Origin of the sequence: Shewanella decolorationis S12, from assembly GCF_000485795.1 — a bacterium.
Classification (GTDB): Bacteria; Pseudomonadota; Gammaproteobacteria; order Enterobacterales; family Shewanellaceae; genus Shewanella; species Shewanella decolorationis.
On the sequence record NZ_AXZL01000067.1, the window covers coordinates 163,800 to 179,604 of the forward strand.

Sequence of the window (15,805 nt, forward strand, 5' to 3'; positions counted from 1 at the left end):
CCCCTTCCTTATTTTTATTCATGCTTTGTCTTTATGTTGCTTTAATGACTGGTTTTGGATGGCAAAAGCCAAGGGAGAAAATCCCAGCCCGATAAGGGATTATGATATACTTGCCGCAGTTGATACACAGCCTAATCCCGTTATGGTTCAATTAAATCAAAATTTTATCAATACTATTGCCCAAGAACTGCCCGCCCATCTCTCAATGGATGACTTTATCGCGGCCTGTTCGAGACCACTACGTCGCTCGATTCGCGTCAACACCTTAAAGATCAGCAGTGAAGACTTTAAGCAATTAATGCAGCCTAAGGGATGGACCTTTGAGCCTATTCCCTGGTGTGAGGATGGTTTCTGGATAAGCTACGATGAAGAAGAGCAGCTCGGCAACGCCCTAGAGCATATTCAGGGACTGTTCTACATCCAAGAAGCCAGCTCCATGTTGCCCCCCACAGCGCTATTTACCCCAAATGCGGATTGGCAATGTGTATTAGATTTAGCCTCTGCGCCTGGCTCTAAGACCACTCAAATGGCGGCATTGATGAATAATCAAGGCTTATTAGTCGCCAATGAATATTCCGCCAGCCGCGTCAAAGTGCTCCATGCCAATGTGCTGCGCATGGGCGCGAGTCACTGCGCCCTGACCCACTTTGATGGACGGGTATTTGGCGAGTATCTGTATGAAAGTTTTGATGCGGTATTGATTGATGCCCCCTGCGGCGGTGAAGGCACAGTCCGTAAAGATGCGGACGCGTTAAAATCTTGGTCCCTCGATGAGGTGCTAGAAATTAGCGAAACCCAAAAAGCGTTAATCGAATCCGCATTTTTAGCCTTAAAACCGGGTGGCAGTTTAGTGTATTCCACTTGCACCCTTAATCGGCATGAAAACCAAGGCGTGTGCGAATATTTACAGCAAACCTATGGCGATGCGGTGCAATTTGAATCCTTAAGCCAATTGTTTGATGGCGCTGAAAAAGCCACTACGCCAGAAGGCTTTTTGCACGTTTGGCCGCAAATTTACGACAGTGAAGGCTTTTTTGTCGCTAAGTTGACTAAAACCCGCTCCGTGTCCCGCCTGCAACCCGAGCCTAAATTACAAAAGAATTTCCCCTTTACGGAGGCGAATGCCAAACAAGCCAAAGCCATTCAAGCCTATTTTGCCGATGATCTAGGTATCGAACTGCCCGATGATCTCATTATGGTGCGCGACGATGAGTTTTGGCTCTTCCCCCATGAATTTAGAGACTTTATTGGCAAAATGCGCTTTCAGCGGATAGGGGTTAAGCTTGCCGACCACAGTAAGCATGGCTTTAAAGTCCGCCATGAAGCCATTATCGCACTTGCGGGTAAAGCGCTTAAAGCCGGGGCAAAAAATGGCGCGAAAGCCGTCGAAGTGAGCGATGAGCAGGCGAAAGAGTATTTGATGGGACGAGATATTCCCCTCGATACCGCTAGCAAAGCTCAAGGCGAAGTGATTGTCTGTTATGGCGGCGCGCCTTTAGGCATAGCTAAACATTTAGGCAATAAACTAAAAAACAACCTGCCCAGAGACTTAGTGAAAGATAAAGTGTTATTGCTACCACCGCAGACATAATGGTTATAAATCGGCATTTTTTTAGCGAGAAATAACCTAAAAAAGGGGACGGAGAAAGTGTCACTCACACTAAACTCAACTACACTGAGTCTATTGTAAAGCGCACTGCATGTCGCTTTCATCTGTAGCGCACGGCTCTTCAACGAGCCATTCCCCTAGGCCCAAACAGTTTGAATCGTTTTGGGCCTTTTTTTATGGGTTTACGTCTTACCGAGTTAAGCTTTTGGGTTTTAGCTTTATGGAGCGAGCTTTACCGACGACCATTTTACTCACAAGGGGTAAGTAAAAGCTTAGCCTTTGCGGACTTAAGCAAGAATTGCACACATTAACGGCCGATTAAACGGGCCGCATCCTTAAACAAGTTAAAGAAGTTCTCACTGGTATACTCGGCAAGATCTTCGTAATACTCTCCGCGCAGCTCTGCCACAAACTCAGCCACATCACGCACATAGGCGGGTTGATTCTCCTGTCCACGGTGTGGAATAGGCGCAAGATAAGGCGAATCGGTTTCCACCAATAAACGCTCTTTCGGCACTTTGCGGATCACGGTTCTTAACTCACCGGCATTTTTAAATGTCACAATGCCTGAAACGGAAATATAAAAACCTAAGTCAATCGCCGCCTTGGCCATTTCCCAGTTTTCCGTAAAGCAATGTAACACGCCACCGACTTTGTCCGCCTGCCCCGCTTTAAGCATGTTGATGGTATCTTCACGGGCATCACGGGTGTGTACAATCAACGGCTTATTGACTTCAACCGCCAAGGTAATTTGTTGCTCAAAACACTGTTGTTGCAGGGCTTTGGTTTCATCGGCATAAAAATAATCTAAGCCAGTTTCACCAATGGCCACCACTTTCGGATCCATCGCAAAACGACGAATTTGCTCAACATCGAGGCCGTCTTTCACATCCAGCGGATGCACGCCCGAAGACAAAAACACTTGCTCGAAAGCAGCAACCTTGTCACGCATCGACTCGAATCCCTGCTGGCGCACATTGACACAGAGCATATAGTCGACACCGCGCGCCTTAGCGTTGGCGAGGATGAGTTCTAAGGTTTGTTGATCGGGCGCCGCTTTCAGGCGATCGAGATGGCAATGTGAATCGATAAGCACAGCAATTTCCACACAGAGAAACAAAAAAGGAGCACAAGGATACTCAGCGATGGGATCGAGGTCAAATTCCGCTAAGGCTCTCAGCCCTAAATACTCAGTGTAGGCCCTAGCAGACCACGATAAAAGTTACATAGTGCAGGTTAAGTCGCCCGAAGCGAGCTCTCGGGATAACAGTTTTTCGATATGGTGTTTATGGCTATCGGGATCAGAAACGATTTTAATCCCAATCCCCACGGGGCGGCCGCCCGATGCACCCAGCGGATTAATCCACACAACCACGCCACGAAACTCGTTTGAGGTGGTCGCGCCGGGTAAACGATAGGCAATGGTTAAGGTCTCACCGAGGTAATGGGTTTCCCCGGTGGCGACAAACAGCCCTGCCGGTTTAATAAACGGCATATAGGCGCGGTAAAGCTGATGTAAGGTATCAAAATTGACGACAAGATCGACCATGGCGTGTTACTTATTTGTTATTTCTCTATATTCTAAGACATAACTTTGACACAAGCCTAAATAATTGACACTCGGCATTGCACTTAAGCTATGACACATTCCCATGATTTTTGCCGCCAAGTTCCCTATTTGCGCTTGCACAAACGCATCTTGGCCGCCGTATTTCAGTAAAATTTGTCTCAGGAGTAAGTATAAAACCTTAAGAGCATCAATGATTTGTTGTTCACTTATCGTTAACAAACTAGCACACAGATGGCCTGACGACAAACTTTGCGCCCAATCTTTGCGAAAACCTAACAAAGTTTGATAGCGACTCGGTTGTGTTCCATCTGTTTGCAAACTTTCGGCCAACTTTAATGGGCCGCCGACCACACTTAAACACCAAGTCACATCCTCTTGGATCTGACAGTGCTGAATTAACCAGTTTTTGATCAACATCTTAGACGGCGCCACAAAGGGAAGCCGCTGGCAACGGCTGCTGATCGTTGCCATTAAACGCGCAGGCGTATCGGAATGTAATAGCAGTAAGGTGTCTTTGCCCGGCTCTTCAAGCGTCTTGAGTAACGCATTGGCGGAGGCTGAGTTTAAGCGCTCGCTGTGGTGAATGATGGCGACACGCCGTCCACTCTGCTGGGCGGTTGCACTCAGGCGGTTACACAGCTCACGGATTTGGTCGACTTTAATTTGATGGCCATCGGCCTCAATTTGGTAAAAATCAGGGTGATTACCCGCATCAAATAACTGGCAGGACTTACAAAAACCGCATCCACCCGCAGGAGTAGGTTGCGAACACATGGCGGCGCGCGCCATAAACACACTCAAAAGTTCACCGCCATAGGCGGAATCGATACCCACTAGTTGCGCATGGGGGACTTTTTGGGTTTGTAACTGGGTCAAAAACGCCTGTCTTGGCGTATCAAGCCAAGGCAGGGTTAATACATCAAATCCGCTTTGCGTTACCATGCCATCGCCTGTAACACGGCCAGAATATCTTTATGCACTTCAGCCATGGTTTGGCTGGCATCGATAACGACAATCCGCTCATCTTCGCTAGCAAGCTTGAGATAAGTTGCGCGCGCCCGTTCAAAAAAGTCGATGGCTTGTTGCTCGATCCTATCTAGCTCACCCCGCTTTGCTGCGCGCTGCAGCCCAAGCTTAGGATCAAGGTCAAGATAGAGGGTTAAATCGGGTTTAAAGCCTTTGAGCGTCGCGTTACTCACGGCTTCCACTAAGGGCATTAAGCCGCGTCCACCGCCTTGGTACGCTAAGGATGAAAGATTATGTCTATCACCTAACACCCACTTACCTTCTGCCAGCGCGGGTTTGATCACATTGGCGACGAGCTGAGCTCTGGCGGCGTAGATCAATAAACATTCGGACTCATCACACAGAGGATCGCTTGGGTCGGCAATTTTCACTAAATCACGAATGCGCTCGGCCAGCGGCGTACCGCCTGGCTCGCGGGTGCACACGGGTGCGAGGCCGGTATGTTTTTCAATAAAATCGCGAATAAGGGCAATCGCACTCGATTTGCCTGCGCCTTCCAGTCCTTCAACAACAATGAATTTGGCGGATGCTTGGGTCATTTTTTCTTTCTCTGATAAATATCGACGGCGCGGTTATGCTCTTCCAATGTGGTCGAAAACACATGGGTGCCATCGTTGCGCGACACAAAATACAAATAACTGACCTTGGCAGGTTTAGACACCGCCTGCAATGACGCCTTACTCGGCGCAGCTATCGGCGTTGGCGGTAAACCGAAAATCCGATAGGTGTTAAAGGGGGTCTCTTCGACGAGATCTTTACGGGTGATATTGCCTTTAAATCTGTCTCCCATGCCATAAATAACCGTTGGATCGGTTTGCAGCTTCATCCCTAAATTGAGTCGATTGATAAAGACACCGGCGATTTGATCGCGCTCGAAGGCTTGGCCTGTTTCTTTCTCAACAATCGATGCCAAGATCAGCATCTGGTAGGGCGATTTAAGTGGTAAACCGGGCACACGCTCCGCCCATGCTTTGGCCAGCTCCTGCTCCATCATCTTATAACTTTGGGTCAGTAGCGTCTTAGCATCGCTATCGGCGGTGTAATGGTAAGTATCGGGGAAGAATTTACCTTCGGGCAGCGCCGAATCGTCGCCCTGCTCCATCAATACCGCACTAAAGACCTCAGGGGACAACTGTAAGTGCGGCGCACTCGCAAGCTGTTGTTCCCACTCGGCAATGGTTTTGCCTTCGACTAAGGTCAGGCTAAAGGTTTTCACCTTGCCATTAACTAAATCGTTGAGTAAGTCGGCAATCGACTGCGAAGGAGACATCTCGTAAAGACCGGTACGGATCTTCGCCAGCTCTGGGCGCAATTTCAGTAACCATTTGAGTTTCCATTTGTCTTGGATTACACCATCGGTTTCTAACTGCTGCGCTAATTGGTGCACACTGGTGCCACGGGCAATGGTTAATTCTTTGGCTTCGGTTAACACTAAGGGGGTTTGGCTGTAATCAATAATCGTTCGATAGCCCCAATAACCAACCAAACAAGCTAAGGTCAGCAAGGTCAACAAAGTAGAACTTGCGATCAGAATGATTTTCTTCATAGTGAGAGTGAAAGTGTTTGTCTAAGATCTGCTGTCAAAGGAGAAGGAGTAAAAGTGTGCGAATCAATCGCCAGCACATCCACTACACCTAAGACGCTGTTAGTGATAAATGCCGAGTCAAACTCCACTAAACGCTCGGCGCCAAACGGCAAACAATCGATATTCATCTGCTGTGCAAGTAAGGCTAACATAACTTGCTCGCGCATCACACCCGCGACGCCGCAGCGCGCCAACGATGGGGTAATCACTTGATTGCCTTTGACAAAAAAGATATTCGCCATAGAAGACTCTATCACCTGTCCAGTGCAATCCAACACCAACCAATCATCAAAACCCTGTGGTAAGGGCTGGGATTTGATCAACACTTGCTCGAGGCGATTAAGGTGCTTTATTCCCGCCAATAAAGGTTGGTGACCTAATTGGACCGCTGACGTCGCAAGGCGAATGCCCTGTTGCTGCCATAAGGCATATTGGGCAGGAATAGGATGAACTGAGACCACTTCAGTGACTTGAACCTGCTCTGGCGGCGCATAACCACGGCCACCCACGCCCCGCGTGAGCATCAATTTAATACAGTGCTGTGGGTATTGCTTGGCGAGAGTATCGAGTTGTTGGCTTAGGGCTTGACTCATTTGCCAGTCAAACCCTAGCCGCGCAGCGCCTGCCGAAAGACGGGCTTGGTGCTGCTCAAAAAACAAAATGCCATGTGCGTCAGTTCGCATCGTGGCAAATAGGCCATCACCATAGGCAAGCCCTCTGTCCATGGGAGCAATGCTTGCCTGTGATACCCCATTAACCCAAATCAAGGGTATTAGTCCTGACTGATACGGCTGGCGACCGCATCTTGCTGATCTTTATATTTCGCGTTTTTACGTTTGTTATAAGGACGCGCCACTGGGCCGCTTAAACGTTCAAAGTTTAACGCGCCAATGGTCATCCGTGGACGCAGCGCTAAAGGCAACTTACCACTGTTATAAAACTCAAGCACAATTTTGCCCTGCCAACCCGGATCAATCCGGTGCGCAGTGACGTGCACCATCAGGCCTAAACGCGCCAGTGAAGAGCGGCCATCGAGCCAACCGACGATATCGGCAGGCAGCGTCACGCTCTCATAGGTCACGGCGAGCGCCAATTCACCGGGATGCAGGAAGAAGGCTTCGCCGTCAGGGATTTCGATGATTTCGCTCATCACCCGATCAAGCGCCGCCTGCACTTCCGTACTCGGACCACTCAGGTCAATAAAAGGCGCGGTATGGTCTTTAAAGACGCGAAATTGCCCCCCTAATCGCACATCGACACTCACACCAGAAATCGCATCGTTGCTTGGGCGAGGTTCAATCACAATCGAGCCGTTATCAAGGGCCTGTTCAATTTCGATATCGGTTAAGCGCATCTTGCCTTTTACTCCCTGAGTTTTAGTCGTTATTTTGCCAGTAGATGTTGAATACGAGTCTTTAAAATATCGGTCGCGATACGGTTTTTACCGCCGCGAGGCACGATAATATCAGCGTATTGTTTTGAAGGTTCAATAAATTGCAGGAACATAGGACGCACTGTCTTCTTGTACTGTGAAATCACCGATTCCATCGTACGACCACGCTCTGCCACGTCGCGGGTTAAACGGCGCAGGAAGCAAATGTCCAGCGGCGTATCCATAAATACGCTCGCATCCATCAATTCACGCAATTTAGGGTCTGTTAACAGCAGGATGCCTTCTAAAATGATCACTTTCTTCGGTGTCATTTTCACGGTTTCGGCCATACGCGTATGTTCGGTATAGCTATAGCAAGGAATATCAACAGCTTCGCCAGACTTTAGCAACTGCAAGTGCGTGCATAGCAGCTGATGGTCTAACGCCTTGGGATGGTCGTAGTTGGTTAACACACGTTCATCCATGGATAAATGACTCTGATCGCGGTAGTACGCGTCTTCGTTAATTACCCCAATCTGATCTGTGCCTAAATCGCGGCGAAGTTCGTCAAAAATCGTCTTGGCAATTAAACTCTTGCCCGATGCTGACGCGCCAGCAATTGCAATAATGACACACTGCTGAGAATTCATACCCTTAAACCTTACTCGTCATCTGATACGCTAATAGAAACTGTTTTTTGACTCTGTTTGAGAGCCAATTCGGCGCCCACTTTACGGGCAATTTCCCGATAAAGTGCCGCCACTTCACTGTCAGGCTCGGCCACAACCGTCGGCGCACCCACATCCATGGCTTCACGGATGTTGATGTGCAGCGGTAAGGCACCTAAGAGTGGAACTTGATAACGCTCGGCCATTTTACTGCCACCGTGCGTACCAAATGGGTGTTCTTTATGACCGCACTCGGGACATAAATGGAAACTCATATTCTCAACAATCCCGAGGACGGGGATATTCACCTTCTGGAACATGGTGATGCCTTTCTTGGCATCGGCCAGCGCGATGTCCTGAGGGGTGGTCACAATCACAGCGCCACTTACTGGCACTTTTTGTGACAGGGTCAATTGAATATCACCAGTCCCCGGCGGCATGTCGACCACCAAATAATCCAATTCAGGCCACTGGGTTTCATTGAGCAGCTGCGCAAGCGCGCCCGCCGCCATAGGGCCACGCCATACTGCGGCTTCATCACCACTTAACATAAAACCAATCGATTGAGCGGCAATGCCATGGGCACTGGCGGCGCTCATGTGTTTACCATCGAGGGAAACGGGTCTGAAGTTAGGGATCCCGAGCATTAATGGGACTGATGGGCCATAAATATCGGCATCTAAAATCCCGACCTGGGCACCTTCTGCTGCCAGTGCTAAGGCAAGGTTAACCGCCGTGGTCGATTTACCCACACCGCCTTTGCCTGATGCGACGGCAATCACTTGCTTCACATTGGCAATCGGTGCGATAGAGGCAATCGCCGAATACACTTTTGGTTGGAAATCGATTTCGCACTCAACTTCGTCGATGGCATCCAGCACCGCGAGTTTGTTGGTGAGTGCCATAACAGTATCACGGTATTGGGTCATACAAGGGTATGGATAGACTAAGCCAAGCTGCAAACGCTTACCTTCAATCGCCAATTTATTCACGCATCCTGCGCTCACTAACCCCTTCGCTAAATACGGGTCGATATATGCATCGAGAATGGCCAGAACGGGCCCGAGAAGATCGTCACTTAAACGATAATCAGTTTGAGTTGAAGACAAAAGAATTACCCCCACCAATAAATTTGCCCAAGTGTACCAGATAATGACAAAAACATTAGCGCAGATTTAACCCAATCGACTCAGGTTTTGATGAAAATCATCCTGTAATCGGTTAGTATCTCTACCATTATTTTTGGCCCACCACGATATTTGAGACAAGATGGCAACTTCACAACGTAAAATTCTCGTGACCAGCGCACTTCCCTACGCGAACGGACCGATTCATTTAGGTCACATGCTGGAATACATCCAGACGGATATCTGGTCGCGTTATCAAAAGCTTCGTGGACATGAGTGCCACTATATTTGTGCCGATGACGCTCACGGCACACCGATTATGCTTAAGGCGCAGCAATTAGGCATGGCGCCTGAAGAAATGATCGCTCAGGTCAACAAAGAGCATCAGCAGGATTTCGCCGATTTTAATATCGCCTTCGATAATTATCACAGCACCCACAGTGAAGAAAACCGCGTGCTGGCGAGCGATATTTACTTAAAACTGCGCGCTAATGGCTATATCAAGAGCAAGAGCATTTCGCAATTATTTGACCCTGAAAAGTCGATGTTCCTGCCAGACCGCTTCGTCAAAGGCACCTGCCCTAAGTGTAAGTCACCGGATCAATACGGCGATAACTGTGATGCCTGCGGCGCAACCTACAGCCCAACTGAGCTGATTAACCCTAAATCGGCAGTATCGGGTGCGACGCCTGTGATGAAGGACACTGAGCACTTCTTCTTCGACTTACCCGCCTTCGAAGACATGCTTAAAGAGTGGACTCGCTCGGGTGCACTGCAAACCGAAATGGCCAACAAACTCGACGAATGGTTCGAACAGGGTCTGCAGCAATGGGATATCACCCGCGATGCGCCTTACTTTGGCTTTGAGATCCCAGATGCACCGGGCAAATACTTCTACGTTTGGTTAGATGCGCCTATCGGCTACATGGGCTCGTTCAAAAACCTCTGTGACAAACGTCCAGAGCTGAGTTTTGACGAATTTTGGGCTAAAGATTCTAAGGCCGAAGTTTACCATTTTATCGGTAAAGATATCGTTTACTTCCACAGCCTGTTCTGGCCAGCCATGCTCTATGGCTCGGGCTACCGTCAACCTAACAGTGTTTACGCCCACGGTTATGTGACAGTAAACGGCGCTAAGATGTCTAAATCTAAGGGCACCTTTATTAAGGCGCGCACCTATTTAGACCACTTAGATCCTGAATACTTACGCTACTACTACGCCGCCAAACTGAGCAGCCGTATCGACGATCTCGACCTGAATTTAGAAGACTTCGTACAACGCGTAAACTCAGACTTAGTGGGTAAGCTGGTGAATCTTGCGTCTCGTACCGCGGGCTTTATCACTAAGCGTTTCGATGGCAAGTTGGCCAAGATTGCCGACACTACGCTCACAGATGCGTTTTTAGCTAAGCAAGAGCAAATCGCCGAGTTCTATGAAACCCGCGAATACGGTAAGGCGATGCGCGAAATCATGGCATTGGCCGATATCGCCAACGGTTTTGTCGCCGACGCAGCGCCTTGGCAGTTAGTGAAGCAAGACGATCAACAGGAAGCGGCGCACCAAGTGTGCTCGAACGCGCTGAACCTGTTCCGCATTCTGGTCACTTACTTAAAACCTGTGTTACCACGTTTAGCGCTGGATGTTGAAGCCTTCTTCCAACAGACCTTAACTTGGGATAGCTTGGGTCAAGATATGGCGGGACACGAGATTGCACCATTTAAAGCCATGATGCAACGCGTTGAATTAGACAAGGTTAACGCTATGGTTGCCGACTCTAAAGAAAACCTACAAGCCACGAGCGAGCCAGAAGCACCTAAGGGCCCATTGGCGACCGATCCGATTAGCGACACCATCAACTTTGAAGATTTCGCTAAAATCGATCTGCGTATTGCGCGTATCGTCAAAGCCGAGCATGTGGCCGAAGCCGACAAACTGTTAAAACTGCAATTGGATATCGGCGGTGAGACCCGTCAGGTATTTGCAGGCATTAAATCGGCCTACTCGCCTGAGGATCTCGAAGGTAAGCTGACAGTGATGGTCGCCAACCTTGCGCCACGTAAGATGCGTTTTGGCATGTCAGAAGGCATGGTACTGGCTGCTGGCCCTGGTGGCAGCGATTTGTGGATTTTAGAACCCCACGAAGGCGCACAACCTGGCATGCGTGTGAAGTAATCAACACTAAGCACGAGTCAAGCTTCAAGTAGATTTAAGGCCGCATTTAATGCGGCCTTATTTGTTGGTAAAACATCCGGTTACGCTTTTCTGGAAGTGTGAGTTGATGTGCTCTCGACAAGCGACTCACTGTGCGACACTATCGCGCCTGTGGTTAAGTGAGTGTGATTAAGTGACTTTAGCTAAATTTATCTAAATGACTGTGTCAAAAGCCACTCTATCTAGCCAGCGATAAGTTAACGGTTAATAGCTAAGCGTGAATCGACCGCTAACACTAAGCAGTCATGGCTGAGTTGTAATCGCTGTTGTAATCACTTTTGTAATCGTTAAGCCGCACGGTTTCAGCGGCAACGCACTATGGAATTTTCGAGGAGAAGTTATGGGCAATATCATTGAGCAGTTGTTGTTTTCTGCTTCAATAACTGGTCCCATCTGTTTAATGTTAGCCCTAGGCGTCATGCTTAAACGCACCCAAGTGATTGATGAGCACTTTATTGATGTCGCCTCGAAGCTGGTTTTTAATGTCACCCTGCCCGCGCTGTTGTTTCTCAGCATCATCAGCTCGCATCACGATCTTGCCGCCAGTGCGCCGTTAATCGGTTATGGCTTATTAGCCAACTTACTGTTTTTTATTCTCTCGACCTACGCGACGAAACGATTTTTCCCCGAGCCGAAGGATCAAGGCGTCATCATTCAAGGGGGATTTAGAGCCAATACCGCCATTATCGGCTTAGCATATGTCTCTAATGCCTACGGCGAATCAGGCGTTGCCTTAGCGGCCGTTTATGTGGCGTCCATGACGCTGCTCTACAATATTCAAGCCGTAATTTGTTTAAGCCCACGGGGAGAGGAATCGAGCCGCCGCGCCTTTGCAGTGATCATTAAAACCATCACTAAAAACCCGCTGATCATTGCCATTATGCTCGGCATGCTGTTTTACCTGCTGGCGATCCCAGTACCGAAAATGGTCCTCGATGCCGGACAATACTTTGCCAATATGACGCTGCCCTTAGCACTACTGTGCACTGGCGGCTCACTGGATATTGGCTCGCTCAGGCATGAAAAGTATTCCACTTGGTTCTCGACCGCCTTAAAACTGATCTTTGCGCCACTCTTCATCACCCTAGGAGCCTTGATACTTGGCTATCGCGGTGTGGAACTGGCCTTAGTGTTTTTGATGAGCGCCGCGCCCACGGCGGCGGCAAGTTATGTGATGGCGCGGGCTATGGGGGGAAATGCCACCCTAGCCGCCAATATTATCGCCCTCACCACAGTTTGCTCATTGCTCACCTGCACCTTGGGCATTTTTATTCTATCGACCCTAGGGCTGATTTAAACTGAGGCTTATTTAAACTTAAGCTGATTTAAAATTAGGGGTAATTTACATAAAACAAAGGCGAGCATAGCTCGCCTTTCATTTACTCTATGTCGATAAGGCAACGCCATTAGACTGGGTTAGCGATATCCACAAAATGGTGCACTAAATTAAATTCGCGGGCGAGATGACGCCCAAGCGCCTCAATGCCAAAACGCTCGGTCGCATGGTGACCCGCAGCATAATAGTGGATACCCTGCTCCACCGCACTGTGGAATGTCCGCTCGGACACTTCGCCACTGATAAACGCATCGACCCCAAGGCTTGCGGCAATATCAATATAATCCTGAGCGCCACCGGTACACCAAGCTAAGTGCTGGATTTCATCCGAACTTTCACCAATATGCAGTGGCGTTCTACCGAGCACCTCACCTAAGGTCGCGGCAAATTCACTGGCACTCACGGGTAAATCCAGTTTGCCACGCCATACGAGCCCCTGCGCAACATCCTCAACCGCTTCAGCATCGAGGATCCCAAGTTTGCGGCCGAGCGTAGCATTGTTACCCAGCATAGGATGAGCATCTAAGGGCAAGTGATAGCCAAACAGGTTGATATCATGGGCGAGTAAAGCTTTGATCCGGCGCTGTTTCATGCCGGTGATCACCTCAGGTTCACTCTTCCAGAAAAAACCATGGTGAGCCAAAATCGCATCGGCTTTGAGGCGAATAGCTTCATCGATTAACGCTTGGCACGCCGTCACACCTGTCACTATGGTGCGGATCTCTGCTTTCCCTTCAACCTGTAACCCATTCGGGGCGTAATCTTTAAAGGCCGATACGCGTAAGAAATCGGCTAAATATTGGGTTAGTTCTGTCCGTGTCATTCTATCACCGTTTACACTTTTGTATTGATTATAGGCAGTTACGCTTAAGTTCGTACTTTATCACATGGCTAAATCAACGCGAACCCCACCTTGCAGGTACACCACACGTACCCTATCTCCCGCATTGAACACCATGCCGGGATCATAATCTTGGATCACCATGACTTGCGTGCCATCTTCCTGAGTGATCATCAGCTCCACTAGCTTAAGTGATTGTACCGTAGTGCCACTACCATAACGATTGCCAACACCTGCGCCAATCAACGCCCCCAATACCGTTGCGATATCTTGGCCTGAGCCGCCACCAAATTGATGACCAATCACCCCGCCCGCTAAGGCGCCACCAAAGGTTTTCCAACCTTGGTTTTTGTCTTCAATCAATTGGGTTTCAGTGATATTGCGTACCGAGTTGATATCGCCATAGAGGACTTTTTCGACCGGCACAGCCTGATTACGATCGTAGCCTGCTTGCACGGGAGAAATCACTAAAGCACAAATAAACATAAAGCTCGCTAGTGTAGGTTTCCACATATCCGAATTTCCGCTAACTTAATATAAGGGTCTATTACTGAATCATACGCAATTGTGAACTCACTGTCTTTTCTGAATCACGAATTTGAAGCTTTTCCTTCGCCCGAACTCGCCCTAACCGATCCAAACGGCTTATTGGCGATAGGCGGCGATCTTCGCCCTGAACGTTTATTAACCGCCTATTATCATGGCATTTTTCCTTGGTTTAACGCCGACGATCCTATTTTATGGTGGTCACCGGATCCCCGCGCCATTTTTATTCCTAGCCAAGTGAATATCAGCACCAGTTTACGTAAATATTTAAAAAAACAGCCTTGGCGTTTCACCATCAACCATGCCTTTACCGATGTCATGGCAGGTTGTGCTCAACCTCGGCGTAAACAAGCAGGCACTTGGATAACCCATGAAATTCAAATGGCCTACCGTGAGCTACACCATAATGGCCATGCCCACTCAATCGAAGTTTGGCACGGCGAACGATTAATCGGTGGGCTTTATGGTCTCGCCATCGGCCAAGTCTTTTGTGGGGAATCTATGTTCCATCGCGAAACCAACGCATCCAAGGCGGCCATGGCGGTGTTGCAACAGCATCTTATCAAAATGAATTTTAAATTGATTGACGCTCAGGTGATGAATCCCCACCTTGAGAGCTTAGGGGCCAAACCGGTGAAGCGCGCTGATTTTATTCAACTCTTAACTCAGTTTAGGGATAAGCCAGTCAATCCTGCGGCTTGGATACCGAGTGAGGTCACACTTGAACTCTAACGCGAGTAACACGCCCATCGCCATTGGGATCAGCCAAATCTTTCCCTGCAGCTATCTGGATGGACAGCAAGAACAGCTGTTGGTGATCCAAGAGGAAACACTCGACCCGATTTTATTTGATCGCCTATTAGCCATAGGTTTTCGCCGCAGTGGCAGCGCCATCTATAAACCTCGCTGTCCTCGTTGCAGTGCCTGCCAGCCGATTCGATTACCTATTAATGAGTTTATGCCTTCTAAACGGCAAAAACGCACCTTAGCCCATAACCGTGATTTAACTTGGCGTATTACCTCTGAACATACCGAGGCCCAATATGCCCTGTATGAAAAATATATCCGTGAGCGCCACTTCGATGGCCCCATGTTCCCCCCGAGTAAGTCGCAATATGAGCAGTTTTTATTTTGCCATTGGCTACCGCCAACCTTTATCGAAGTCTATGATAGTAATCGACTTTTAGCGGTTGCAGTGACAGATACACTCCCCAATAGTTTGTCGGCTATTTATAGTTATTTTGACCCCGACGAAGAACGCCGCTCCCTTGGCTCACTGCTGATTTTACTCCAGTGCCGCTTAGCAAAATTACAGGACAAAGAATTTCTGTATCTTGGATATCAAATTGATGCCAATCGAAAAATGTCCTACAAGCGTTTATACCGTCCTTACCAGATTTTAACCCCCCAAGGCTGGGAGTATTCCCAAGTTTGCTAGGCACTTCCCCTTTACAGCCAAGTGAATTTGCGGCATGATACGCCGGTTTTTTATATTCGAAGGCTAATGGGATAACTAATTAATGGCGAAAGAAGACAACATTGAAATGCAAGGCACTATCCTTGAAACCTTGCCAAACACAATGTTCCGCGTAGAGCTTGAAAATGGTCATGTGGTGATAGCCCACATTTCTGGCAAAATGCGCAAAAACTACATCCGCATCCTGACTGGTGACAAAGTAACAGTCCAGTTGACTCCTTATGATCTGACAAAAGGTCGTATTGTCTTCCGCGCACGCTAATATTCTCCTTTAGTTTAAGAACCCGGCGAGGCCGGGTTTTTTTGTTGGCGAAAGATAAGAAAAATGGCTGCAATTGCAGCCATTTTTATTTTTAGCCCAAAACCACCTACTTCAGTAGGTGGTTATCATCATTTGAGGCTTTGCCTGTATACCTACCCATGTTAAATGCATCTT

At 48.5% G+C, this 15,805-nt stretch carries 17 protein-coding genes; 6 read left to right on the forward strand and 11 right to left on the reverse strand.

What is annotated here, in order from left to right:
- The first annotated feature begins 142 nt into the window (after positions 1-142).
- Complete coding sequence (gene rsmF / locus SHD_RS11870) at positions 143-1,591, forward strand: 16S rRNA (cytosine(1407)-C(5))-methyltransferase RsmF (protein WP_039978251.1); 1,449 nt, start codon at positions 143-145, stop codon at positions 1,589-1,591.
- Positions 1,592-1,916: 325 nt separating this feature from the next.
- On the opposite strand, the gene SHD_RS11875 is transcribed toward rsmF, so the two are convergent.
- From SHD_RS11875 to apbC, 9 genes are all read right to left on the reverse strand, one after another.
- A complete protein-coding gene (locus SHD_RS11875; RefSeq protein WP_039978223.1) occupies positions 1,917-2,705 on the reverse strand; it encodes a TatD family hydrolase in 789 nt (262 codons plus the stop codon).
- A 126-nt stretch (positions 2,706-2,831) separates the two neighbouring features.
- A complete protein-coding gene (locus SHD_RS11880; RefSeq protein WP_011622439.1) occupies positions 2,832-3,158 on the reverse strand; it encodes a PilZ domain-containing protein in 327 nt (108 codons plus the stop codon).
- A gap of 6 nt (positions 3,159-3,164) precedes the next feature.
- Positions 3,165-4,121, reverse strand: a complete 957-nt coding sequence (gene holB, locus SHD_RS11885) for a DNA polymerase III subunit delta' (RefSeq protein ID WP_023267340.1) — start codon at positions 4,119-4,121, stop codon at positions 3,165-3,167.
- Positions 4,115-4,744: a dTMP kinase gene (gene tmk / locus SHD_RS11890; RefSeq protein WP_023267341.1), complete on the reverse strand. Its 630-nt coding sequence runs from the start codon at positions 4,742-4,744 to the stop codon at positions 4,115-4,117. The genes holB and tmk overlap by 7 nt, the downstream gene beginning before the upstream one ends.
- Positions 4,741-5,751 carry an endolytic transglycosylase MltG gene (mltG, locus tag SHD_RS11895; RefSeq protein WP_023267342.1) on the reverse strand — a complete coding sequence of 337 codons (1,011 nt, stop codon included), beginning with the start codon at positions 5,749-5,751 and terminating at the stop codon, positions 4,741-4,743. Before mltG ends, tmk begins: the two co-directional genes overlap by 4 nt.
- The gene (pabC, locus tag SHD_RS11900; RefSeq protein WP_039978226.1) at positions 5,748-6,557 is read right to left on the reverse strand and encodes an aminodeoxychorismate lyase; all 810 of its coding nucleotides are present in this window, start codon (positions 6,555-6,557) and stop codon (positions 5,748-5,750) included. Before pabC ends, mltG begins: the two co-directional genes overlap by 4 nt.
- Positions 6,558-6,562: 5 nt before the next feature.
- The gene (dcd, locus tag SHD_RS11905) at positions 6,563-7,144 is read right to left on the reverse strand and encodes a dCTP deaminase (RefSeq protein ID WP_011622434.1); all 582 of its coding nucleotides are present in this window, start codon (positions 7,142-7,144) and stop codon (positions 6,563-6,565) included.
- A 29-nt stretch (positions 7,145-7,173) separates the two neighbouring features.
- Entirely contained in the window at positions 7,174-7,812 is a 639-nt protein-coding gene (gene udk, locus SHD_RS11910) for a uridine kinase (RefSeq protein ID WP_011072566.1), read from the reverse strand.
- Positions 7,813-7,823: 11 nt separating this feature from the next.
- The gene (gene apbC / locus SHD_RS11915; RefSeq protein WP_037419322.1) at positions 7,824-8,939 is read right to left on the reverse strand and encodes an iron-sulfur cluster carrier protein ApbC; all 1,116 of its coding nucleotides are present in this window, start codon (positions 8,937-8,939) and stop codon (positions 7,824-7,826) included.
- 160 nt (positions 8,940-9,099) lie between these two features.
- Between apbC and metG the strand changes: the two genes are divergently transcribed.
- Both metG and SHD_RS11925 read left to right on the forward strand, forming a co-directional pair.
- A complete protein-coding gene (gene metG / locus SHD_RS11920; protein ID WP_023267345.1) occupies positions 9,100-11,130 on the forward strand; it encodes a methionine--tRNA ligase in 2,031 nt (676 codons plus the stop codon).
- Positions 11,131-11,509: 379 nt separating this feature from the next.
- Positions 11,510-12,466, forward strand: a complete 957-nt coding sequence (locus tag SHD_RS11925) for an AEC family transporter (RefSeq protein WP_023267346.1) — start codon at positions 11,510-11,512, stop codon at positions 12,464-12,466.
- Positions 12,467-12,575: 109 nt separating this feature from the next.
- Here SHD_RS11925 and SHD_RS11930 read toward each other — a convergent pair whose 3' ends face one another.
- Both SHD_RS11930 and SHD_RS11935 read right to left on the reverse strand, forming a co-directional pair.
- Complete coding sequence (locus tag SHD_RS11930) at positions 12,576-13,328, reverse strand: Nif3-like dinuclear metal center hexameric protein (RefSeq protein ID WP_023267347.1); 753 nt, start codon at positions 13,326-13,328, stop codon at positions 12,576-12,578.
- A 60-nt stretch (positions 13,329-13,388) separates the two neighbouring features.
- Positions 13,389-13,859, reverse strand: coding sequence for an outer membrane lipoprotein (locus SHD_RS11935; protein ID WP_039978228.1), 471 nt, complete (start codon positions 13,857-13,859; stop codon positions 13,389-13,391).
- 54 nt (positions 13,860-13,913) lie between these two features.
- Between SHD_RS11935 and aat the strand changes: the two genes are divergently transcribed.
- The 3 genes from aat to infA all read left to right on the forward strand — a co-directional run bounded on the left by aat (position 13,914) and on the right by infA (position 15,631).
- Entirely contained in the window at positions 13,914-14,624 is a 711-nt protein-coding gene (aat, locus tag SHD_RS11940; RefSeq protein WP_023267349.1) for a leucyl/phenylalanyl-tRNA--protein transferase, read from the forward strand.
- Positions 14,614-15,330 carry an arginyltransferase gene (locus SHD_RS11945; RefSeq protein WP_023267350.1) on the forward strand — a complete coding sequence of 239 codons (717 nt, stop codon included), beginning with the start codon at positions 14,614-14,616 and terminating at the stop codon, positions 15,328-15,330. Before aat ends, SHD_RS11945 begins: the two co-directional genes overlap by 11 nt.
- A gap of 82 nt (positions 15,331-15,412) precedes the next feature.
- The gene (gene infA / locus SHD_RS11950) at positions 15,413-15,631 is read left to right on the forward strand and encodes a translation initiation factor IF-1 (protein WP_006081934.1); all 219 of its coding nucleotides are present in this window, start codon (positions 15,413-15,415) and stop codon (positions 15,629-15,631) included.
- Positions 15,632-15,805: the final 174 nt, after the last annotated feature.